The organism is Streptomyces sp. NPDC001606 (genome assembly GCF_053596835.1).
On record NZ_JBSFHC010000004.1, the window covers coordinates 254,639 to 275,830 of the forward strand.

Genomic DNA, 21,192 nt, shown 5'->3' on the forward strand with positions numbered 1-21,192 from the left:
GGGGCACGGGGGCGTGGCGAAGCGCGAGCGGGTCATGAGGATGTCGGTCGAGCTGCCGCTGTGGCGCGCGCTCGCCGGCTACCGCGTGCTCACCATGCTCTACGCCATCGGCCTGTGCGCCACCGCGTACTCCCACTTCGTCCGCCCCTGGGTCGCCGTCGGCTACTACGCCGTCCTGGTGGTGTGGACCCTCGCCACCCTGCCCCGGGTCCGGAACGCGGCCGGCTGCACCAAGGGCTTCCTGGCCGCCGACCTGACCGTCGCCCTCACCGGCATCCTGCTCACCCCGCTCGCCGACAACCACGAGCGGATCGCGGGCGGCGGCCCCACCCTGCCGTCGATATGGACCGCCGGCTCGGTGCTGGCCTTCGCCGTCAAGGGCGGCTGGCGCTGGGCGGCCGTCGCCTCCACCGCCGTCGCCGCGGTCAACCTGGTCGAGCGCGGCAGCCCCGCCCGGGACACCGTGCACAACGTGGTCCTGGTCTGGGTCGCCTCCATCGCCATCGGCTACGTCGTCGAGGTCGCCCGCGCCTCCGAGCGCACCCTCGCCCGCGCCCTGGAGATCGAGGCGGCGACCCGGGAACGCGAGCGGCTGGCCCGCGACATCCACGACAGCGTGCTCCAGGTGCTGGCCATGGTGAAGCGCCGGGGCGCCGCCCTGGGCGGCGAGGCGGCCGAGCTGGGGCGGCTCGCCGGGGAGCAGGAGGTGGCCCTGCGCACCCTGGTCTCCGGCGGCCTGCTGCCGGTGTCCCGGGTGTCGGAGGACGCCCTGGCCGGGGCCGTCGTACGGCTCGTGGAGGAGCCCGCGGACGACGGCCACGACGGCCCGGTCGACCTGCGGACCCTGCTCGCCCCGCACGCGGGCGCCCGGGTCAGCCTGGCCGAACCCGGCGCACCGGTCGAGCTGGCCGCCGCCGCGGCCCGGGAGCTGGCCGCCGCGGTGGGGGCCGCGCTGGACAACGTGCGCCGGCACGCGGGCCCGGACGCCCGGGCCTGGATCCTGGTCGAGGACTGGCCGGACGAGATCGTCGTCACCGTCCGGGACGACGGCCCCGGCATCCCCGAGGGCCGGCTCGCCCAGGCCGAGGGCGAGGGCCGGCTCGGGGTGGCCCAGTCGATCCGCGGGCGGCTGCGCGACCTCGGCGGCAGCGCCGAGCTGATCTCCGTCCCCGGGCAGGGCACGGAGGTCGAACTGAAGGTACCGAAGAGCACGAAGGCGGGGCGTCGATGAGCGAGCAGCAGGAACAGGACCCGATCAGGGTCATGGTGGTGGACGACCACCCCATGTGGCGGGACGCGGTCGCCCGGGACCTCGGCGAGGCCGGCTTCGCGGTGGTCGCCACCGCCGGCGACGGCGAGCAGGCGGTCCGCCGCGCCAAGGCCGCCGCCCCCGACGTCCTGGTGCTGGACCTCAACCTGCCCGCCAAGCCGGGCGTCCAGGTGTGCAAGGAACTCGTCGCCCACAACCCGGCGTTGCGCGTCCTCGTGCTGTCGGCCAGCGGTGAGCACGCGGACGTGCTGGAGGCGGTGAAGTCCGGCGCGACCGGCTACCTGGTGAAGTCGGCGTCCACCGAGGAACTCCTCGACGCCGTGCGCCGTACCGCCGTGGGCGACCCGGTGTTCACTCCGGGCCTCGCGGGACTGGTCCTCGGCGAGTACCGCCGCCTGGCCGCCGAACCCGCCCCCGCCCCGGACACCGAGGAGCCCGGCGCGCCCCGGCTGACGGACCGGGAGACCGAGGTGCTGCGGCTGGTCGCCAAGGGCCTGAGCTACAAGCAGATCGCCGAACGCCTCGTCATCTCCCACCGCACCGTCCAGAACCATGTGCAGAACACCCTCGGCAAGCTCCAGCTGCACAACCGCGTCGAGCTGGTGCGGTACGCGATAGAGCGCGGACTCGACGACGCATAGGGCGTGTTCGCCCCGGCTCGGTCACCGGCACGCGCCGGAAACACCCTTCCCGCCTCTCCCGATGTGACGCAACTCACCATTAGCGTGACAGTGCGTCACACCACCGCGGCGAAGGGACATGTCCATGCGGGTCGGAGTACTCACCGGAGGCGGCGACTGCCCCGGGCTCAACGCCGTCATCCGGGCCATCGTGCGCAAGGGCGTGCAGAGTTACGGCTATGAATTCGTCGGCTTCCGGGACGGCTGGCGCGGCCCCCTGGAGAACGACGCCGTCCGCCTGGACATCCCGGCGGTCCGCGGCATCCTGCCCCGCGGCGGCACCATCCTCGGCTCCTCGCGGACCAACCCGCTCACCGCCGAGAACGGCGTCCGCCGCATCAAGGACAACCTGGCCAAGCAGGACGTCCGGGCCCTCGTCGCGATCGGCGGCGAGGACACCCTCGGCGTGGCCGCGCGACTGTCCGAGGAGTACGGGGTGCCCTGCGTCGGCGTGCCCAAGACGATAGACAACGACCTGTCGGCCACCGACTACACCTTCGGCTTCGACACCGCCGTCTCCATCGCCACCGAGGCCATCGACCGGCTGCACACCACCGCCGAGTCCCATATGCGGGTCCTCGTGGTGGAGGTGATGGGCCGGCACACCGGCTGGATCGCCCTGCACGCGGGCCTGGCCGGCGGTGCCAACGCCATCCTCATCCCCGAGCACCGCTTCGACGTCGACCAGGTCTGCGCCTGGGTCACCTCCCGCTTCCGGGCCTCCTACGCGCCGATCGTGGTCGTCGCCGAGGGCGCCATGCCCCGGGACGGCGAGATGGTCCTCAAGGACACCTCGCGGGACTCCTTCGGGCACGTCCGGCTGTCCGGGGTCGGCGAGTGGCTGGCCAAGGAGATCGAACGGCGCACCGGCAAGGAGGCCCGGACGACGGTCCTCGGGCACGTCCAGCGCGGCGGCACCCCGAGCGCCTTCGACCGCTGGCTCGCCACCCGCTTCGGGCTGCACGCCATCGACTGCGTCCACGACGGCGACTTCGGCACGATGGTCGCGCTGCGCGCCACCGACATCGTCCGCGTCCCGCTCGCCGAGGCCACCGCCCGGCTGAAGACGGTCGACCCCGCACTGTACGAGGAGGTCGGCGTCTTCTTCGGCTGACCACGAGGTGCGGTGTCCCGGCCGGGCTCCCCGACCAGGACACCGCACCGCTCACAGCCGGCCGGTCAGGACACTGACGTGCCGGCACCGCGCAGCCGGCCGATCAGCTCCCGCACCACCGCCGCCCCGTTCAGCGTGAGCACCGACTCGGGATGGAACTGGACCGACGCGAAACCGGGGCCGCGCAGGGCGTGCACCTCACCGTTCTCCGCGCGGCTCACCTCGATGCCGTGCGCCGCCAGCTCACCGGCCGCCTCCTCGTCGCAGCGGGCCACGAAACTGTTGTAGAAACCGACCGTCTCCGGCCGCCCGAACAGGTCGATCACCGTCTGCGCGCCCTGGTACGGCACCTCCTTGCGGACCAGCTCCAGCCCCAGCTCGGCCGCGATCAGCTCATGACCCAGACACACCCCCAGCACACCGTGCGGATGCTCCCGGATCACCGCGGCGGCCAGACCGCGCAGGAAGCGCATCTTCGGATCGGCCGGATCGGCGGGGTCGCCCGGGCCCGGACCGAGCACCACCGGACCCTCGTGCGCGAGCACCGCCGCCCGCAGCCCCGGCTCGTCGTAGCGCCGCACGGTCACCTCCAGACCGGTGGAACGCAGCACATGGGCGAGCATCGCGGTGAACGTGTCCTCGCCGTCCACGACCAGCGCGTGACCGGCCAGCTCCCGGCTCTGCTCCTGCATCCGCAGCCAGAACGGCGCCAGCGAGGCCCGGCGCCCGTCGAGCGCCGCCCGCACCCGCGGGTCGTCGGCCAGCCGGGGCCGCTCCCGCTCCGCGGCCGCCCGGGACGGCCGTACCCCCAGGGCCGCGAGCACACCCGCCGCCTTGGCATGGGTCTCGGCGACCTCGCCCGCCGGGTCCGAACCGCGCACCAGCGTCGCGCCCACCGCGACCCGCAGCCCGCCCGCCGCGTCGATGTCGGCGGTGCGGATCAGAATGGGGGAGTCCAGGGTCTGCGCGCCCCCGGAGTCCCGGCCGAGCAGCGCCAGCGCACCGGCGTAGTAACCACGCCCGCCGCTCTCGTGCCGCTCGATCACCCGGCACGCGTTCTGCACCGGCGACCCGGTCACGGTCGCCGCGAACATCGTCTCCCGCAGCACCTCCCGCACATCCATCGAGGACCTCCCGCGCAGCTCGTACTCGGTGTGCGCGAGGTGTGCCATCTCCTTCAGCCGCGGCCCGACGACGACCCCGCCCCGGTCGCCGACGGTGCACATCATCTTCAGCTCCTCGTCGACGACCATCGACAGCTCCTCGATCTCCTTGCCGTCGGCGAGGAAGGAGAGCAGGTGCTCCGGCGTCGGCCCCGCCGCCGGATAGCGGTAGGTCCCGCTGATCGGGTTCATCACGACCGTGCCGCCGGACATCCGCACATGCACCTCCGGGCTGGCCCCGACCAGCGTCCGCTCGCCCGTGTGCACGACGAACGTCCAGTACGCGCCCCGCTCGCCCGCCAGCAGCCGCCGGAACAGGGCGAGGGCGTCCGCGCGGGAGAAGCCGGGGATCTCGCCCCGGTACGTCCGCCGGATCACGAAGTTCGCGCCCTCGCCCCGGCCGATCTCCTCGCGCAGCACCCGGCCGACGATCCCGGCGTACTCCTCGTCGTCGACGTCGAAGCCGCCGTCGCGCACCCGGACCTCATGGCCGGGCAGCTGGTCCAGCGCCTCGGCGAGCGGCAGCGTGTGCGTCTCCTCGGGGCTGAGCACCGCCAGCGGCGTCCCGTCGTCCCGTACGTCGAAACCGCGCTCGCGGATCTGCCGGAACGGCACCAGGGCGAGGCCCTCGTCGGGCAGGTCGGCGAGCCGGCCGTAGGTGCGGACCGGGCCGATCAGCACCTCCACGGTGTGCTCGTCGTGGCCCGGGGTGCGGCGGCGCAGCAGGGCGAAGGGGCGGGGGTCGGACAGCAGGTCCTGGAGGTTCACGGGTCATCCTTCTCGGTCTTCCGGCGCGGTCTGCCGACGGAGAGGAACGACCCGGAAAACACCGAAGGCCGCCCCTCGGGCGGCCTTCGCGAAGTCGTGGGTACGCGCAGTCAGCGGGCCGCCGGAGAAGCGGTCCACCACCAGTTCCGGCCAGCGCGGTGCTGGGTCGAAAGCGCGAACATGCCGGAAACCCTAGGGCCGGGGCGCGCCCGTGTCCACTACGCCGGGGTCGGGCGCCGGGTCCCGGGACCCGGCGTCCCACAGTTTGGGCGTGGGACTGACACCGCGCACGCAGCCCGTAGTCTGGGGGCGTGAACGCAAACGCCTCCATCCTGGACATGAACACCTGGCGACACCTCCCCGCGGCCCAGCAGCCGGAGTATCCGGACCAGGGAGCTCTGCGTAAGGTCGTCAGCGAACTGGAGAGCTTTCCGCCGCTCGTCTTCGCAGGCGAGTGCGACCAGCTGCGCGCCCGGATGGCGGCCGTCGCCAAGGGAGAGGCGTTCCTTCTCCAGGGCGGCGACTGCGCCGAGGCCTTCGACGCCGTGTCGGCCGACCACATCCGCAACAAGCTCAAGACGCTGCTCCAGATGGGCGCCGTCCTGACCTACGCGGCCTCCGTGCCCGTGGTGAAGGTCGGCCGGATCGCGGGCCAGTACTCCAAGCCCCGCTCCAAGCCGACCGAGACCCGTGACGGCGTGACGCTCCCGGTGTACCGGGGCGACTCCGTCAACGGCTTCGACTTCACCGAGGCCAGCCGCATCCCGGACCCGGAGCGGCTGAAGCGCATGTACCACGCCTCGGCGTCCACGCTGAACCTGGTGCGTGCCTTCACCACCGGCGGTTACGCCGACCTGCGCCAGGTGCACGCCTGGAACCAGGACTTCGTGAAGACCTCGCCGTCGGGCCAGCGCTACGAGCAGCTCGCGCGCGAGATCGACAACGCGCTGAACTTCATGCGGGCCTGCGGCACCGACCCGGAGGAGTTCAAGACCGTCGAGTTCTTCTCCTCGCACGAGGCGCTGCTGCTCGACTACGAGTCCGCCCTGACCCGGGTCGACTCCCGCACCGGCAAGCTGTACGACGTCTCCGCGCACATGGTGTGGATCGGCGAGCGCACCCGGCAGATGGACCACGCGCACATCGAGTTCGCGTCCCGGATCAGCAACCCGATCGGCATCAAGCTCGGCCCGTCCACCACGGCCGAGGAGGCGCTCCAGTACATCGACCGCCTCGACCCCGAGCGGGAGCCGGGCCGGCTCACCTTCATCGTCCGGATGGGCGCCGACAAGATCCGCGACCGGCTCCCCGAGCTGGTCGAGAAGGTCACGGCGTCCGGTGCGACGGTGGCCTGGGTGACCGACCCGATGCACGGCAACACCTTCGAGGCGGCCTCCGGGCACAAGACCCGCCGCTTCGACGACGTGCTGGACGAGGTCAAGGGCTTCTTCGAGGTCCACAAGGCGCTCGGCACCCACCCGGGCGGCATCCATGTGGAGCTGACCGGCGACGACGTCACCGAGTGCGTGGGCGGCGGCGACGAGATCTTCGTCGACGACCTGCACCAGCGCTACGAGACGGCCTGCGACCCGCGGCTCAACCGCAGCCAGTCGCTGGACCTGGCGTTCCTGGTCGCGGAGATGTACCGGGACCAGTGAGCATCCGAAGGGGCGCGGATCACACCGGATCCGTGCCCCTTCCCCTTTCGCGGACCCAGGGACATAGGTAAGGTTAGGTTTGCCTCACCGGAAAAGCGGGATGGCAGTCCATACAGCGATCCCGTCGGGAGGTGAACCGCGTGTACGTCTGTAGCTGCTTCGGCATCACCGAAGCCCAGGTCATGCAGCACGCGGAGGACGGCGCCTGCACCCCGCGCCAGATCGCCTCGGCCTGCAAGGCGGGCACCGACTGCGGCTCGTGCGTCCGCCGGATCCAGGCCATCCTCGGCCGTGGCGCCTGCCCCCGCCGGGAGCTGGCCGACCAGGGCCGGCCGGTGCTCACCGAGCTGCCCGAGGCGGCCTAGCCGCTGCTCTCCGGCCTAGCTCTCCGGCTGCTCGATCAGCTGGGCGATGTACAGCGCCTCGCCGAGCTTGTCCACCAGCTCCAGCTGGGTGTCGAGGTAGTCGATGTGGTGCTCCTCGTCGGCGAGGATGTCCTCGAAGATGTTCGCGGACGTGATGTCGCCCTTCTCGCGCATCACCTTGATCCCGCGCCGCAGCCGGTCGATCGCCTCCACCTCGATCTGCCGGTCGGCCTCGAACATCTCCCGGACCGTCTGCCCCACCCGCACATGGAACAGCCGCTGGTAGTTGGGCAACCCCTCCAGGAACAGGATCCGGTCGGTGAGCACCTCGGCGTGCTTCATCTCGTCGAACGACTCGTGCCGCGTGTACTTGGCGAGCTTCGTCCAGCCGAAGTTCTCCTGCATCTTCGCGTGCAGGAAGTACTGGTTGATCGCGGTCAGCTCGCCGGTGAGCTGCTCGTTGAGGAACTCGATGACCTCGGGGTCGCCCTGCATCGCAGCGGCTCCTTCCACACGGGGTAACGGGGAGGGTGTGCGGCGGCATGATTGCACCGGCAAGGAAGATCGTCCAGTAAGTGCGTACTTAGTAAGTACATGCTGAGTTGATGGCAGTTGTCCGGTTCCGGTGGCGGTGGTCAAGGGCACCGCCCAAGGTCTGTCAGGATGGATACATGGGGCATCCGGTGGAGCGAGAGTCTGGAGCGACGACAGGGTCCGAGCTTCCGCCGGGTCAGCGGCTCCAGCGCGGCTGGCCGGTCACGCACTACGGACCGGTGCCGAAGTTCCGGCCCGAGCGCTGGGAGTTCCGGGTGTTCGGCGCTACCGCCGACGGCGACAAGCGCACCTGGACCCACGAGGAGTTCACGGCCCTGCCGTACACCACCGTGGTGGCCGATCTGCACTGCGTGACCAAGTTCAGCATGCTCGGCGCGGAGTGGGGCGGGATCCCCGCCCACGCCGTCGTGGACCTCGCACCGCCGGCCCCCGACGTCACCCATGTGATGGTCTGGGCCGAGTACGGCTTCAGCTCCAACCTGCGCCTGACCGACTTCCTCTCCGACCGCACGATCTTCGCCACCCACAAGGACGGCGAGCTGCTCACCGCCGAGCACGGCTTCCCGGTCCGGCTGATCGTGCCCCACCTGTACGCCTGGAAGGGCCCCAAATGGGTCCGCGGCGTGGAGTACATGACCGCCGACCGGCGCGGCTTCTGGGAGGAACGCGGCTACCACAACATCGGCGACCCCTGGAAGGAACAGCGCTACTCCTACCAGGAGGAACCGGGGGAGGGGCCGGAGCTGTGACCCCGGCCGCCCGGCGGCTCAGCCGTCCCTGAGCTTCTTCAGGCGCTCCACGTCCGCCGCGTGCCCCTCCTTGCCGCCGGGCGTCTCGATGATCAGCGGCACGCCCGCCGTCGCGGGATGGGTCATCAGCGCCCGGAACGGGTCCTCGCCGATGTGACCGGCGCCGATGTTGGCGTGCCGGTCCTTGTGCGCGCCGACCACGTCCTTGGAGTCGTTGGCGTGGATCAGCTTCAGCCGGCCCTCGCCCACCGTGTCCACCAGCAGGTCCAGCGTCCGGTGCATCCCGTCCGGCCCGGTCAGGTCGTGTCCCGCGGCGAAGACATGGCAGGTGTCCAGGCAGACGCCCAGCTTCGGATGGGCGTCCAGCGCCTCGAAGTACGGCCCGAAGTCCCAGGTGCGGGAGCACAGCGAGGACCCCTGGCCCGCGGTCGACTCCAGCAGCAGGAAGGGGTCGTCGTCGTGGGTCAGCTCGTCCAGCAGCGGCAGCAGATGCGTGCGCACCTGCTTCAGCGCGACCTCCCGCTCCCGCCCGCCGGTCGCGCTTCCCGTGTGCACCACCACACCGAGCGCACCGATCTCCCGGCCGCGCCGCAGCGAGTGCCGCAGCGACTCCACCGAGCGCTCCACGGTCGCCTCGGTGTGCGAGCCGAAGTTGATCAGATAGGGGGCGTGCACATACGCCGGGACCGACTCCTCGGCGCACGCCGCGCGGAACGCCTCGTCCTGCCGGGGGTTCCCGGCGGGCGTCGCCCAGCCGCGCGGATTGGCGACGAAGACCTGCACGGTCTCCGCCCCCAGCTCGCGGGCGTACGACAGCCCCACCGAGTGCAGGCCGCCGGCCACGGGCACATGACCGCCGACGGGGTTGCGGGGCAGGGAGGAGGACGGGTCGGGACTCACCCGTTCAGGGTGTCATGCCCGCCCCGCCGTCCGGACCGCGGCCGCCGGTGACCCCCGTCACCGGATGGTGATCGTGACGGTCGATCCCTTGGGCGCCTTGTCGCCGCCGGCCACCGACTGCTTCTGCACGGTGTCGCCGAAGATCCCGAGGAGCCCGCGGTCCTCCTCCACCTGGAAGCCGGCGTCCTGGAGCGCCTTCTTCGCGTCGTCCACGCTGTCGCCCACCACGTCCGGGACCTCGACCATCTCCGGGCCCTTGGACAGCGTCAGCGTCACCGTGTCGCCCTCGGCGGCCCGGCTGCCGTCGCCCGGGCTCTGCCGGGCCACCTTGCCCTTGTCGTACTCCGAATTGACCTGCTCGGGGGCGATCTTCACCTTCAGACCGGCGTCCGTCAGATCCTGCCGGGCGCTGTCCAGGTCCTCACCGGTGACGTCCGGCACGTCGATCGGGCTGCCCTTGCTCACGGTCAGCGCGATCGCCGAGCCCGCGTGCCGCTTGGTGCCCGGCCCGGGGGCCGTGGAGACGACCGAGCCCTTGGGGACGTCCTCGCTGAACTGCTGGGTGACCATGCCCGGTTCCAGCCCGTCCGCCTTCAGCATGGCCCGCGCCTTGGCCAGCGGCCGGCCCGTCACATCCGGCACGTTGACCGTCTCCGGACCGAGGGACACCGTCAGCGTCACCCGGTCGTGGTCCCGGACGCGGGCGCCCGGCGCCGGGTCGGTGGTGATGACCGTGCCCCGCTGGACCGTGTCGCTGTACGCCTTCCTGACCTGCCCGACGCGCAGCCCGGCCGCCTGGAGCCGCTCCCGTGCCTGCGCCTCGGTCTTCGCCAGCAGCGGCGGGACCTTGGTGAACTGGCCGGAGTTGATGTACCAGACCCCGGCGCCCACGCCGAACACCAGCAGCACCGCGGCGACGACGGTGACCATCAGCCGCCGGGAGCGCCGCGGCGGGGCGGTGGGACCGGGCGGCACGGGCGGCCCGCTGAACCGGGTCGTCCGCTCGACGGGCGCCTCGTCCGCCTCCTCGTTCACCGGCAGCGGCCGAGGCACGGTGAGCGAGCGCGGGATCACGCTCGTCCGGTCCTCGGCGTTGTCGTGCTCCGCGGACCGCGCCTGCGGCGGCACCGCGTCCAGCTGCTCGTCGCTCAGTCCCTGCCGCGCCTGACGCACCCGGGCGAGCAGCGCCACGGCGTCCGCCGGCCGGTCGTCCGGGACGCGCGCGGTCGCCACGGCGACCAGCTCGTCCAGCGCGTACGGCAGCCCCGGCACCAGCGCCGACGGCGGCGGCACGTCCTCGTGGATGTGCTGGTAGAGCACCTGCGCGGGGGAGTCCCCGGAGTGCGGCTTGGCACCCGTCAGCATCTCGTAGAACATGACCCCGCACGCGTACACGTCGACGCGGGGGTCCGCGGTGCCCTGCTCGATCTGCTCGGGCGCGAGATACGAGACGGTGCCGAGCACGGAACCCGTCGTGCTGGTCACCGTGTCCACGGACCGTACGAGTCCGAAGTCGGCAACCTTGACCCGGCCGTCGTCCCCTATCAGCACGTTCTCGGGCTTCATGTCCCGGTGCACGAAACCGGCCCGGTGGGCGGCGCCGAGCGCGGCGAGCATCGGTTCGAGGATGTCCAGCGCGGCCCGGGGGCGTACGGCGCCGCGCTCGCGCAGCACGTCGCGCAGGGTGCAGCCGGCGATGTACTCCATCGCCAGATACACATACGACCCGTCGGTGCCCTGGTCGAAGACCTGCACCACGTTCGGGTGGTCCAGCCGGGCGACGGACTTCGCCTCCCGGATGAACCGCTCCACGAAGGACCCGTCGGCCGCGAGCGTCGGGTGCATCACCTTCAGCGCGAGGACCCGGTCCAGGCGGGTGTCCAGGGCCCGGTAGACGGTGGCCATCCCGCCGGCCGCGATCCGTGCGTCGACGCGATACCGGCCGTCGAGCACCTGCCCGACGAGAGGGTCCTGAAGGGTCGTATCCACGCACGCGAGTCTACGAGGCCCCCAGACCCCCCCACCCCGCCCACCCCGGACCGAACCCGACCTGTAACACCCACCCCCAGCGAGCCCGCCCCCCAGGAAAGTCCCGCCCCCCAGAACCGGCAGACTTCCCCCACCCACCCGCACCCGCCGACGGCGAGGCCGCCCCACAGGAGAGTCCAACCCTCCAGTTGGCAGTAACGGGTGGTGCGCGGGTGGGAGAACCGGATCAGAACGCCGGCCGCTCGGGGTCGAGGTGGGCCATTCCCGCCGTAGGAGACGACGCCTCCGCGAAGTGCCTGCGCGGAATCCGCCCGGCCAGCCGAGCCAACCGCCCCGCCTCCACCCCCTGCTTCATGGCGGCAGCCATCAGCTCCGGCTCCTGCGCCCGCGTCACCGCCGACGCCAGCATCACCCCCGCACACCCCAGCTCCATGGCCAACGCCACGTCGGACGCCGTACCCGCCCCCGCGTCCAGAATCACCGGCACCCGCGCCTGCTCCACGATCAGCTGGAAGTTGTGCGGATTGCGGATGCCGAGCCCGGACCCGATCGGCGACCCCAGCGGCATGACCGCGGCACAGCCCACGTCCTCCAGCTTCCGCGCGAGCACAGGATCGTCATTGGTGTACGGCAGCACCGTGAACCCGTCGTCCACCAGCGTCTCCGCCGCCTCCAGCAGCTCCACCGGATCCGGCAGCAGCGTCCGCTCGTCGGCGATGACCTCCAGCTTGACCAGGTCCGTACCCAGCGCCTCCCGGGCCAGCCGAGCGGTCAGCACGGCCTCCCCGGCGGTGAAGCAGCCCGCCGTGTTCGGCAGCACCCGGATCCCGAGCTTCTCCAGCACCGACAGCACCGAGCCGTGCACCGAGGGGTCCACCCGGCGCATCGCGACCGTCGTCAGCTCCGTGCCGGAGGCGATCAGCGCCCGCTCCAGCGCCTCCAGGCTGGGGGCCCCGCCGGTACCCATGATCAGGCGGGAGGAGAGGGTGATGTCCCCGAGGACCAGCGGATCGTCGGCCATGGCTCAGCCTCCCTGGACGGCGGTGAGAACCTCGACCCGGTCTCCCTCGGCGAGCGCCGTGTCCGCCCACCGGCTGCGCGGGACGACGGTCTCGTTGAGGGCGGCGGCCACTCCGGAGGGCGCCGGGGTCAGCATCTTCACGACGGTGTCGAGAGCCGTACCGGGAACGATCTCCTGCGGCTCCCCGTTGACGGAGATGATCATGCGGGCTGCTCCACGAGGACGGCGCCGAAGCGCTGCGGGGTGAACGGGCGGGCCTCCTGAGGCAGTTCACCACCGGCCAGCAGCTGCCCCATCAGATCCCCGGTGACCGGGGTGAGCAGGACACCGTTGCGGTAGTGCCCGGTGGCCAGCAGCAGCCCGGCGAGACCGGACGGGCCGAGCAGCGGCGCGTTGTCGGGGGAGCCGGGGCGCAGTCCCGCGCGGGTCTCGGTGAGCGGCAGCTCGGTGATCCCGGGCACCAGCTCATGGGCGTCGCGCAGCAGCTCGTACACCCCGCCCGCGGTGACCGTGGTGTCCCAGCCCAGCTCCTCGCTGGTCGCGCCGACGACCAGTTCGCCGTTCTCCCGCGGCACCAGATACACCTGGCTGCCGCGGACCACGGCCCGCACGGTCCGGCTCAGGAACGGCGCGTACCGCTGCGGCACGGTCAGCCGCAGCACCTGCCCCTTGACCGGCCGCACCGGCGGCAGCAGCGCGTCCGGCACCCCCGCGAGCCGCCCGCTCAGGCTGCCCGCCGCGAGTACCACCTGCTCGGCACGCAGCTCGGTGCCGTCCGTCGTGGTGACCCCGGCGGCCCGGTCCCGGGCCACGTCCAGCCGCTCGGCCCAGGCGCGGTGGAAGACCACACCGGTCCGCTCGCACGCGGTCACCAGCGCCGCGGCCAGCCGCCGCGGATCGATCTGGTGGTCGCCGTCGACGCGCAGCCCGCCGCGCACCCCGGGGGCCAGCATCGGCTCCAGACGGCGGCACTCCCGGCCCGACAGCCACTGCGACTCCAGCCCCGAGCGCTGCTGGAGCAGGTGCAGTTCGCGCAGGTGGGCGCGGTCGTCGGCGTCCAGGGCGACGGCGAGCGTGCCACAGCGGCGGTAGCCGAGGTCCTGGCCGGTCAGCTCGGTCAGCTCGGCCGCGAAGCCGGGGTAGCGGCGCGCGGACTCCAGGTTGAGGGCGAGCAGCGTCTCCTCGCCGTAGTGCAGTTCCGTGACCGCGGCCAGCATCCCGGCCGCGACCTGCGCGGCCCCGCCACCGGGCTCGGGGTCCACCACGGCCGTGCCGAGCCCGCGCTGCGCCGCGCGCCAGGCCGTGACCAGGCCGATGATTCCGCCCCCGATGACGAGGACGTCGGACGTACGTGACGACATGGGCGTCCAGCCCCTCCCTTCGCCGGAATGACCCGGATCAGGTTCGTACGGTCGGAGGCCGCCAGCCTCCCTCTCAGCCCGGTACGTCCGGGCTCCCGCGAGTGCTTGTACGGTGGCCACCCTAGCCCGCCCCGCTCACCACCCGTAAGGAGCCCCTGGCCGTGCCCCGCTCGCTGGATGGACTGACCCTCGCCCCCGTGGCCGATCAAGCCGCAGGTCAGGTGGGTACCCGTACCCGCTTCTCGTACCACGAGAAGGACGGCGAGATCTGGGCCGAGTACGCGGGCGGGGACGTGGTCCGCGGCCATCTGGTCGGCACCCGCGAGGGCGACCGGCTGGACTTCCGGTACGTGCAGCTGAGGACCGACGGGACGACCGCCTCCGGGCACTGCGTCTCCACGGTCGTCGAACTGCCCGACGGGCGGCTGCGCCTGGAGGAGACCTGGGAGTGGGAGTCCGCGCCGGGCTCCGGGACCAGCGTTGTGGAAGAGATCACCGAGCCGGCCCCCTGACTGACAATCCGTCAGTTGTCTATGGTGATCGGGTGAGTGGTGATCGGGTGAGCGAGCAGACAGCGCACGAGGGCCTCGGGCAGGCCCGGCGGGTGGTCGTCGTCGGCGCGGGCATGGCCGGGGTGCAGACCGCGGTCGCCCTGCGCGAGCAGGGGTTCCGCGGCGAGGTGACCGTCATCGGCGCCGAACCCCACCAGCCGTACGACCGGCCCCCGCTGTCCAAGGCCGTGCTGCTCGGCAAGGCCGAGGACTCCGCCTTCGACGTGGACTTCGAGTCGCTCGGCGTCCGGCTGCGGCTCGGCTGCGAGGTGCTCGGCCTGCGCCCGGACGCGCACGAGCTGGACACCGAGGCCGGCCCGGTGCCGTACGACGTCCTCGTGCTGGCCACCGGTGCCGAACCGGTCACCCTGCCCGGCACCGAGGGGGTGCCCGGGGTGCATCTGCTGCGCACCCTGGACGACGCCGAACGGCTGCGGCCGGTGCTCGCCCGGCAGCACGACATCGTGGTCGTCGGCGCCGGCTGGATCGGCGCGGAGTTCGCGACGGCCGCCCGGGAGGCCGGCTGCGCGGTGACCGTCGTGGAGGCCGCCGACCGGCCGCTGGCCGGTGCGCTGCCCGCCGAGGTCGCCGCCCCCATGGCCGCCTGGTACGCCGACGCGGGCGCCGAACTGCGCACCCACGCGCGCGTGGCGCGCGTCGAGCCCGGCGCGGTGGTGCTCGACGACGGCACCCGGCTGCCCGCGGGCGCGGTCGTCGTCGGCATCGGCGCCCGCCCGGCCACCGGCTGGCTGGCCGGCTCCGGTGTCGAGCTGGGCGCGCACGGCGAGGTCCGCACCGACGACCACCTGCGCACCTCGGTGCCGGACGTGTACGCCGTCGGCGACTGCGCCTCCTTCCCCTCGGCCCGCTACGGCGTCCGGCTGCTCGTCCACCACTGGGACAACGCGCTCCAGGGCCCGCGCACGGTCGCCGCGAACATCGTCGGCGACGCACCGCAGGCCTACGACCCGGTGCCGTACTTCTGGTCCGAGCAGTTCGGCCGCTTCGTGCAGTACGCCGGGCACCACGCGACGGCCGACCGCCTGGTGTGGCGGGGCGATGCGGCCGGGCCCGCCTGGACCGCCTGCTGGCTGAGCGGGGACCGCCTGGTGGCGCTGCTGGCCGTGGGCCGGCCGCGGGACCTGGCCCAGGGCCGCCGGCTGATCGAGGCGGGCCGGCGCATGGACCCGGTCGCCCTGGCCGACCCGGCCAGGCCCCTGAAGGACGCCACGGCCGGCTGATCTGCGGCGCACGGGGCCACGGCGGCGGCGCACCCGGACGGCGACCGATCGCGGCGCCCGCCGCAAAGCGCCTACCCTTGTCCACGTGACCGAGATTGACGCAAAGATCGATGCTCTCGTCCCCGCCTGGCTCACCCTGCCCGACATCGCCGAGATGCTCGACGTCGAGGTGACCCGGGTGCGGCAGCTGGTCAAGGAGGGCCAGCTCATCGCCGTACGACGTGGAGAGAACCGCGCACTGCACGTCCCCGCCGCCTTCATCGACGGGGACAAGGTCGTCAAGGGCCTGTCCGGGACCCTGACGCTCCTGCGGGACGACGGCTTCACGGTGGAAGAGATGATCGAGTGGCTCTTCACCCCCGACCCGACCCTGCCCGGCACCCCCGCGCAGGCCCTGAGCGAGAATCGCGGCACGGAGGTGAAGCGCCGGGCCCAGGCGCTCGCCGTCTGAGCCGAGCCGCATCAGGAGGTGGCGTACGGGCCCCGGGCCCGTACGCCACCCGCCACGCCGCCAGGGACACCGACCACCGGGGGGACCCGCCATGTCCGACACCGCCCGCGCCGCACTCGCCGACGCCCGCGTGTACCTCTGCACCGACGCCCGCCGGCGCCAGGGCGACCTCGCCGAGTTCCTGGACGCGGTCCTGGCCGGCGGTGTCGACATCGTGCAGCTGCGCGACAAGGGCATGGAGGCCGCCGAGGAGCTGGCCCATCTGGAGGTCTTCGCCGAGGCCTGCGCCCGGCACGGCAAGCTGCTGGCGGTCAACGACCGCGCGGACGTCGCCCATGCGGCCCGCGCCGACGTGCTGCACCTCGGCCAGGGCGACCTGCCGGTCCCCGCGGCCCGTGCCATCCTCGGCGACGGGGTCCTGATCGGCCGCTCCACGCATGCCGAGTCCGAGGCCGCCGCGGCCGCCGTCCAGGACGGTGTGGACTACTTCTGCACCGGCCCCTGCTGGCCCACCCCGACCAAGCCCGGCCGGCACGCGCCCGGCCTGGACCTGGTCCGCTACACGTCCGGCCTCGGCACCGACCGCCCCTGGTTCGCCATCGGCGGCATCGACCTCGGCAACCTGGACCAGGTGCTGGACGCCGGCGCCCGCCGGGTGGTCGTGGTCCGCGCGATCACCGAGGCCGACGACCCGGGTGCCGCCGCGGCGGAGTTCGCCAAGCGGCTGCGCCAGCTCTGAGGGGCATCCGAGGGGTGTCCGCGGGACGGCTGTCCGGAAATGTGTCCGGAATTCTGTCCAAGGGGTGGACAGAAGGACGGCAAATCAGGCAAATTTGCGAGATCCGGTTGGGTGACCGCCCACCCCTGGCTAACCTGCCCGTATGGCCCTCGGAACCGCATCCACCAGGACTGATCGCGCCCGCACGATCCGCGACATCCTGGCCACCGGCAAGACGACGTACTCGTTCGAGTTCTCTGCGCCGAAGACCCCCAAGGGCGAGCGGAACCTGTGGAGCGCGCTCCGGCGGGTCGAGGCGGTCGCTCCCGACTTCGTCTCCGTGACCTACGGTGCCGGCGGCTCCACCCGCGCGGGCACGGTCAAGGAGACCCAGCAGATCGTCGCGGACACCACGCTCACCCCGGTCGCCCACCTCACCGCGGTCGACCACTCCATCGCCGAGCTGCGCAACATCATCGGCCAGTACGCGGACGCCGGCATCCGCAACATGCTCGCCGTGCGCGGCGACCCGCCCGGCGACCCCATGGGCGAGTGGATCGCGCATCCCCAGGGCCTGACCTACGCGGCCGAACTCGTCCGGCTCATCAAGGAGTCGGGCGACTTCTGCGTGGGCGTCGCCGCGTTCCCGGAGATGCACCCGCGCTCCGCCGACTGGGACACCGACGTCGCCCACTTCGTGGACAAGTGCCGCGCGGGTGCCGACTACGCCATCACCCAGATGTTCTTCCAGCCGGAGTCGTACCTGCGGCTGCGCGACCGGGTGGCGGACGCCGGCTGCGACACCCCGGTCATCCCGGAGATCCTGCCGGTGACCAGCGTGAAGATGCTGGAACGGTTGCCAAAACTGAGCAACGCGCACTTCCCGGATGCCCTGAAAGAGCGGATCCTCACAGCGAAGGACGATCCGGCGGCGGTACGCTCCATCGGTATCGAGTTCGCCACGGAGTTCTGCGCACGGCTGCTGGCCGAGGGAGTGCCCGGACTGCACTTCATCACGCTCAACAACTCCACGGCGACCCTGGAAATCTACGAGAACCTGGGCCTGCACCACCCTCCGCAGGCCTAGACCGGCCACACCGCCGTACGACACACTGCGGAACGGCCACTGGGAGAGGGGCGTACATGGGCTGGACGGTCCTCTACATCGCGTTCGGCGTCGTCGCACTGTGGTTGCTGGGCGAGGTGCTGCTCCAGTACAAGGCGCGGCTGCGCTGGCGGCTGCTCGCCTTCGCCGGCTTCCTCGGTGTCGTGCTGGGTGTGCTCATCCCGTCCGTCATCGTGATCGGGCTCGGCGCGATCGCCTTCGCGGTCGGCCAGACCTATGTCACGCTGTCGTTCCGCCGCGGCTTCGCGGCCGGCTGGGCGGTCAAGCGGCCCGAGGCGGAGTCCGGCGGCGGCAGCAGCAAGCGCCGCCGCGGCAGGGCGGACCGGCAGGTGGCACCCGTGGCGGGCACCGGACCGGAGCCCGCCGCCGACGAGCCGGGCCCGGACGAGGACGCCTACGGCACCCCGCAGGGGGGCTACGAGGACTACGACCGCGACGACGTCTTCACCCCCGCCCAGCCGCTCGCCGCCACCGCCGCCGAGACCACCGCCGTCTACGAGCCGCAGCCGCTGCCCGAGGACACCGGCAACTACGGCGTCTACAGCGACACCGCCTACTCGAACCCCACCCAGCCCCAGGCCGGCGAGCAGCAGGCGTACGCCTACGACTACTCGGCCTACGGCACCCAGGGGTACGGCTACGACTCCGGCGGCCAGCAGGGCTACGCCAACTACTCCGACCCGTACATCGGCAGCCAGTCCTACGGCGGCGGCGCCTACGACACCGGCTACCAGCAGCAGGGCTACGCCCAGGACCCGTACGCGGGCGGCGGCTACTCCGAGACCCCGCCCGGCGGGGTGTGGGTGCCGCAGCAGCGCACCGACGAGACCCACGGCGGCGAACTCCCGCAGGAGCAGCCGTACCCGTACCACGGCCAGCCGCAGCCGGGCGCCGAGTACGGCGAGCACTACCGCTTCTGAGGCCCCGTGGCCCGCTCACTGCGAGCCGCGGAACTCCGGGCCCTCCACGATCAGCCCCGCCACCAGCGCGCCCGACATGCCCGCGTGCGCAAGCCCCCCGCCGGGGTGGGACCAGCCGCCCACCCGGTAGAGACCGGGCAGCCGGGTGGTGTTCGCCGGGTGCAGGAAACGCCCCTGGCCGGCGGCGAGGGCGGGAGCGGGCACCGCCCCGAGGGAAGCGCCCGTCTCCTCGGCGGTGTGGGCCGGGGTGCGCACCTCCTGCCACAGCACCCGGTCCGGCAGCCCCGGGACCGCCGCCCGCGCGGCCTCCAGCACCAGGTCCGTGTACCGGCGGACGGTGTCCGGCCGGTCCCAGCCGGCGTCGGTCGGCACCACTGCGGACAGCACCACCGACTCGTGCGCGTCGTCCGGTCTGAGCGCCGGGTCGTCGGGGCGCAGCACCGTCACCGTGGGACACCGGGGCAGGTCGCCGCCCGGAGAGACCAGGAAGTCCAGCTCCGCCTCCTCGTCCGGGGCGTGGACCACCGTGCGGTGCACGGCGTCCGCCTCCCGGCCGCCGCGCAGGGCCAGCGACACGGTGAACCGCCCGGGCCGGAACGCGTCGGCGGCGGCCCGCACATCGCCCTCGGCGTCCAGCGGATGCCCGGTCAGCGCCGCCAGCCGCGCCGGATGCACGTCGGCCACGACCTGGTCCGCCTCCGCCACGGACCCGTCGCCCAGCTCCACACCGGCCGCGCGGCCGTCCTTCTCCACGATCCGGGTGACCTCGGCGCCGAAGACGAACTCCACCCGCCGCGCCAGACACCGTTCGTACACCGCGCGCGCCAACTCCCGGATCCCGCCGCGCACATACCAGGTGCCGAAAGCGTGCTCCATGTACGGCAGCACCGCCGCGCTCGCCGGGGCGCTCCGCGGATCGAGGCCGTACCCGAGCACCTGGCTGTACAGCAGGGCCCCCAGCCGCTCGTCGCGCAGCTCCCAGGCGGCGATCTCGGCCGGTGTGCTCGCCCGGCGGGTGCGCAGCAGCCGCTTGTGCGGGACGGCCGGGTACGGCTCCTTCGCGGCCAGCACCTGCCAGTCGGGCCACAGCGGCTCCTCCAGCAGCGGGCGGCGGGTGCGGTCCCAGGCCTCGCGGGCGCGGATCAGGAAGTCGCCCCAGCGCCTGCCCGCACCCGCGCCGAGCGCCTCCTCCAGCGCCGCGACGACACCCCCGCGCGAGGCGTTCGGCAACCGGACCTCGGTGCCGTCCGCGAAGAGGTGCCGCGAGGACGGGTCGACCTGGACCAGTTCGACGCAGTCCTCCAGCGGCTCCCGGCCGGTCTTGACGAACAGGTCGCGGTAGACGGCGGGCAGGGTCAGCAGCCCCGGGCCGGTGTCGAAGGCGAATCCGTCGCGCTCCAGCCGGCGCACCGCGCCGCCGTACGTCTCCGTACGCTCGTACACCGCCACCCGGTGGCCCGCGACGGCCAGCCGGGCAGCGGCCGCCATCGCGCCCATCCCGGCGCCGATCACCGCAATCCGTGCCATGCCTGCGACTTTATCGACCCGCACCGACCATCCGGTCCGCGGGCCGGGGCGTGGGCCCGGGTGCGCGCTTCTGAGTACCCGTACCTAGACCGCGAGATGAGTACCCGCGCGGATGGGCTGGGACCCACGCGGGCGACACAGTGGAGACACGGCAAGGGGCGCGGCCCGGCACCGCCGGCACGGGGCGGCGGAACGGCGCCCGCCACCTGGCCGCTCCTTCCGCCGATCCGTCGGCGGAAGCGAGACGGGGGACCCGGGGACGACCACCCACGGGGGACAACGGGGAGACCGTGCGGGGGAGCACGGTGCAGTACGGGGAGCGGGAAGGCGCCGGTCCGGTGACGGGCCGGCGCCTTCCCGCGTCCGCCCGCCCGCCGCAGCCCCTGTGCCGCTCGCCCGCTCAGGCCCGCCCGCTGACCCGGCCCTGGAGCAGCCGGGACAGCGCCGCGTGCACATCGTCCAGGGAGCGCTCCGGCTGGAAGGACTTCCAGTCCAGCGCCGCCACCAGCACCATGCCGACCAGCGCGGCCGCCGTCAGCGGGATGTCGATCTCGTCGCTGAACTCGCCGCCCGCCACGCCCTCGCGCAGCACCCCCTCGACCACGGCGACGGCCTCCTGCCGGACCACCATCAGCGTGGACTGCCAGGCGCGGTTGGTGCGCCACAGCTCGGCCACGTAGAGCTGGGTGAAGGCCGGGTAGCGGTCGATGAAGACCAGCCCCGCGCGGACCATCGCGTCCAGCGCGTCCACCTTGCTGCCGCCCTGGGCGGCCGTCCGCTCCGCCGCCTCCTTGAGGGAGGCGGTGAGCAGGCCCACTCCGTGCCGCAGCAGCTCCTCGAAGAGGACCGACTTGCTCGCGAAGTTGTAGTAGACCGTGCCCTTCGCGACCCCGGCCCGCTCGGCGATCTCGTCCACCGTGGTGGCGGAGAAGCCCTGCTCGGCGATGAGCGTGACGGCCGCCTCGTAGAGCTTCTGCCGGGTGGCCTCGCGGCGTGTACTCCCGCCCGACCTGGCGCTGCTGCTTTCCATGGGCCAGATTCTCACAGGTACGCGCGTGTGCGGTG

The 21,192-nt window shown here is 72.7% G+C and carries 21 protein-coding genes and 1 riboswitch; of the genes, 12 read left to right on the forward strand and 9 right to left on the reverse strand.

Going from position 1 to position 21,192, the window contains the following annotated elements; genetic code table 11:
* The first annotated feature begins 13 nt into the window (after positions 1–13).
* From macS to ACWCV9_RS10910, 3 genes are all read left to right on the forward strand, one after another.
* Positions 14–1,231 carry a MacS family sensor histidine kinase gene (gene macS, locus ACWCV9_RS10900; RefSeq protein ID WP_450785570.1) on the forward strand — a complete coding sequence of 406 codons (1,218 nt, stop codon included), beginning with the start codon at positions 14–16 and terminating at the stop codon, positions 1,229–1,231.
* Positions 1,228–1,911, forward strand: coding sequence for a response regulator (locus tag ACWCV9_RS10905; RefSeq protein WP_385843997.1), 684 nt, complete (start codon positions 1,228–1,230; stop codon positions 1,909–1,911). Before macS ends, ACWCV9_RS10905 begins: the two co-directional genes overlap by 4 nt.
* 124 nt (positions 1,912–2,035) lie before the next feature.
* Positions 2,036–3,064: a 6-phosphofructokinase gene (locus ACWCV9_RS10910; protein WP_450785572.1), complete on the forward strand. Its 1,029-nt coding sequence runs from the start codon at positions 2,036–2,038 to the stop codon at positions 3,062–3,064.
* Between the two features lie 65 nt (positions 3,065–3,129).
* Here ACWCV9_RS10910 and ACWCV9_RS10915 read toward each other — a convergent pair whose 3' ends face one another.
* Positions 3,130–4,995 carry an anthranilate synthase family protein gene (locus ACWCV9_RS10915; protein ID WP_450785573.1) on the reverse strand — a complete coding sequence of 622 codons (1,866 nt, stop codon included), beginning with the start codon at positions 4,993–4,995 and terminating at the stop codon, positions 3,130–3,132.
* A gap of 338 nt (positions 4,996–5,333) precedes the next feature.
* Here ACWCV9_RS10915 and ACWCV9_RS10920 point away from each other — a divergent pair, with 338 nt between their 5' ends.
* On the forward strand, positions 5,334–6,653 hold the full coding sequence (locus ACWCV9_RS10920) for a class II 3-deoxy-7-phosphoheptulonate synthase (RefSeq protein WP_385844108.1): 1,320 nt from the start codon (positions 5,334–5,336) through the stop codon (positions 6,651–6,653).
* A gap of 140 nt (positions 6,654–6,793) precedes the next feature.
* The gene (locus ACWCV9_RS10925; RefSeq protein WP_385843993.1) at positions 6,794–7,018 is read left to right on the forward strand and encodes a (2Fe-2S)-binding protein; all 225 of its coding nucleotides are present in this window, start codon (positions 6,794–6,796) and stop codon (positions 7,016–7,018) included.
* Positions 7,019–7,033: 15 nt separating this feature from the next.
* Here ACWCV9_RS10925 and bfr read toward each other — a convergent pair whose 3' ends face one another.
* Complete coding sequence (gene bfr / locus ACWCV9_RS10930; RefSeq protein WP_385843992.1) at positions 7,034–7,513, reverse strand: bacterioferritin; 480 nt, start codon at positions 7,511–7,513, stop codon at positions 7,034–7,036.
* A 176-nt stretch (positions 7,514–7,689) separates the two neighbouring features.
* On the opposite strand from bfr, the gene ACWCV9_RS10935 reads away from it, so the two are divergent.
* On the forward strand, positions 7,690–8,322 hold the full coding sequence (locus ACWCV9_RS10935) for a sulfite oxidase-like oxidoreductase (RefSeq protein WP_450785575.1): 633 nt from the start codon (positions 7,690–7,692) through the stop codon (positions 8,320–8,322).
* An 18-nt stretch (positions 8,323–8,340) separates the two neighbouring features.
* On the opposite strand, the gene ACWCV9_RS10940 is transcribed toward ACWCV9_RS10935, so the two are convergent.
* The 5 genes from ACWCV9_RS10940 to thiO form a co-directional block, all read right to left on the reverse strand.
* Positions 8,341–9,222 carry a deoxyribonuclease IV gene (locus ACWCV9_RS10940; RefSeq protein ID WP_450785577.1) on the reverse strand — a complete coding sequence of 294 codons (882 nt, stop codon included), beginning with the start codon at positions 9,220–9,222 and terminating at the stop codon, positions 8,341–8,343.
* Positions 9,223–9,279: 57 nt separating this feature from the next.
* Positions 9,280–11,211, reverse strand: coding sequence for a Stk1 family PASTA domain-containing Ser/Thr kinase (gene pknB, locus ACWCV9_RS10945; protein ID WP_450785578.1), 1,932 nt, complete (start codon positions 11,209–11,211; stop codon positions 9,280–9,282).
* 226 nt (positions 11,212–11,437) lie between these two features.
* On the reverse strand, positions 11,438–12,232 hold the full coding sequence (locus tag ACWCV9_RS10950; protein ID WP_450785580.1) for a thiazole synthase: 795 nt from the start codon (positions 12,230–12,232) through the stop codon (positions 11,438–11,440).
* Between the two features lie 3 nt (positions 12,233–12,235).
* Positions 12,236–12,436: a sulfur carrier protein ThiS gene (gene thiS / locus ACWCV9_RS10955; RefSeq protein ID WP_385843984.1), complete on the reverse strand. Its 201-nt coding sequence runs from the start codon at positions 12,434–12,436 to the stop codon at positions 12,236–12,238.
* Positions 12,433–13,593, reverse strand: a complete 1,161-nt coding sequence (thiO, locus tag ACWCV9_RS10960) for a glycine oxidase ThiO (RefSeq protein ID WP_450785581.1) — start codon at positions 13,591–13,593, stop codon at positions 12,433–12,435. The genes thiS and thiO overlap by 4 nt, the downstream gene beginning before the upstream one ends.
* A riboswitch (TPP riboswitch) is annotated at positions 13,591–13,702 on the reverse strand. Its footprint overlaps the gene before it by 3 nt.
* A gap of 52 nt (positions 13,703–13,754) precedes the next feature.
* Here thiO and ACWCV9_RS10965 point away from each other — a divergent pair.
* From ACWCV9_RS10965 to ACWCV9_RS10990, 6 genes are all read left to right on the forward strand, one after another.
* Entirely contained in the window at positions 13,755–14,105 is a 351-nt protein-coding gene (locus tag ACWCV9_RS10965) for a hypothetical protein (protein WP_450785582.1), read from the forward strand.
* 47 nt (positions 14,106–14,152) lie between these two features.
* Positions 14,153–15,385 (forward strand): NAD(P)/FAD-dependent oxidoreductase, encoded by a 1,233-nt coding sequence (locus tag ACWCV9_RS10970; protein ID WP_450785584.1) that lies wholly within the window; start codon positions 14,153–14,155, stop codon positions 15,383–15,385.
* Between the two features lie 85 nt (positions 15,386–15,470).
* Complete coding sequence (locus tag ACWCV9_RS10975; RefSeq protein WP_027758504.1) at positions 15,471–15,836, forward strand: Rv2175c family DNA-binding protein; 366 nt, start codon at positions 15,471–15,473, stop codon at positions 15,834–15,836.
* Positions 15,837–15,927: 91 nt separating this feature from the next.
* Entirely contained in the window at positions 15,928–16,575 is a 648-nt protein-coding gene (gene thiE / locus ACWCV9_RS10980) for a thiamine phosphate synthase (RefSeq protein WP_450785585.1), read from the forward strand.
* A 142-nt stretch (positions 16,576–16,717) separates the two neighbouring features.
* Complete coding sequence (metF, locus tag ACWCV9_RS10985) at positions 16,718–17,641, forward strand: methylenetetrahydrofolate reductase [NAD(P)H] (RefSeq protein WP_450785587.1); 924 nt, start codon at positions 16,718–16,720, stop codon at positions 17,639–17,641.
* A 56-nt stretch (positions 17,642–17,697) separates the two neighbouring features.
* Positions 17,698–18,600, forward strand: a complete 903-nt coding sequence (locus ACWCV9_RS10990) for an SCO2102 family sporulation regulator (protein ID WP_450785589.1) — start codon at positions 17,698–17,700, stop codon at positions 18,598–18,600.
* Positions 18,601–18,615: 15 nt separating this feature from the next.
* On the opposite strand, the gene ACWCV9_RS10995 is transcribed toward ACWCV9_RS10990, so the two are convergent.
* Both ACWCV9_RS10995 and ACWCV9_RS11000 read right to left on the reverse strand, forming a co-directional pair.
* Entirely contained in the window at positions 18,616–20,127 is a 1,512-nt protein-coding gene (locus tag ACWCV9_RS10995) for a phytoene desaturase family protein (RefSeq protein WP_450785591.1), read from the reverse strand.
* Between the two features lie 400 nt (positions 20,128–20,527).
* Positions 20,528–21,157, reverse strand: a complete 630-nt coding sequence (locus ACWCV9_RS11000; RefSeq protein WP_450785593.1) for a TetR/AcrR family transcriptional regulator — start codon at positions 21,155–21,157, stop codon at positions 20,528–20,530.
* Positions 21,158–21,192 lie beyond the last annotated feature (35 nt).

Bases quoted from the DNA above. Each gene is read 5' to 3' on its own strand.
- ACWCV9_RS11000 (WP_450785593.1), bottom strand. From the start codon at position 21,157: ATGGAAAGCAGCAGCGCCAGGTCGGGCGGGAGTACACGCCGCGAGGCC.
- bfr (WP_385843992.1), bottom strand. From the start codon at position 7,513: ATGCAGGGCGACCCCGAGGTCATCGAGTTCCTCAACGAGCAGCTCACC.
- ACWCV9_RS10935 (WP_450785575.1), top strand. From the start codon at position 7,690: ATGGGGCATCCGGTGGAGCGAGAGTCTGGAGCGACGACAGGGTCCGAG.
- thiO (WP_450785581.1), bottom strand. From the start codon at position 13,593: ATGTCGTCACGTACGTCCGACGTCCTCGTCATCGGGGGCGGAATCATC.
- thiS (WP_385843984.1), bottom strand. From the start codon at position 12,436: ATGATCATCTCCGTCAACGGGGAGCCGCAGGAGATCGTTCCCGGTACG.
- metF (WP_450785587.1), top strand. From the start codon at position 16,718: ATGGCCCTCGGAACCGCATCCACCAGGACTGATCGCGCCCGCACGATC.
- ACWCV9_RS10950 (WP_450785580.1), bottom strand. From the start codon at position 12,232: ATGGCCGACGATCCGCTGGTCCTCGGGGACATCACCCTCTCCTCCCGC.
- ACWCV9_RS10990 (WP_450785589.1), top strand. From the start codon at position 17,698: ATGGGCTGGACGGTCCTCTACATCGCGTTCGGCGTCGTCGCACTGTGG.
- ACWCV9_RS10920 (WP_385844108.1), top strand. From the start codon at position 5,334: ATGAACACCTGGCGACACCTCCCCGCGGCCCAGCAGCCGGAGTATCCG.
- ACWCV9_RS10905 (WP_385843997.1), top strand. From the start codon at position 1,228: ATGAGCGAGCAGCAGGAACAGGACCCGATCAGGGTCATGGTGGTGGAC.
- thiE (WP_450785585.1), top strand. From the start codon at position 15,928: ATGTCCGACACCGCCCGCGCCGCACTCGCCGACGCCCGCGTGTACCTC.
- ACWCV9_RS10995 (WP_450785591.1), bottom strand. From the start codon at position 20,127: ATGGCACGGATTGCGGTGATCGGCGCCGGGATGGGCGCGATGGCGGCC.
- ACWCV9_RS10910 (WP_450785572.1), top strand. From the start codon at position 2,036: ATGCGGGTCGGAGTACTCACCGGAGGCGGCGACTGCCCCGGGCTCAAC.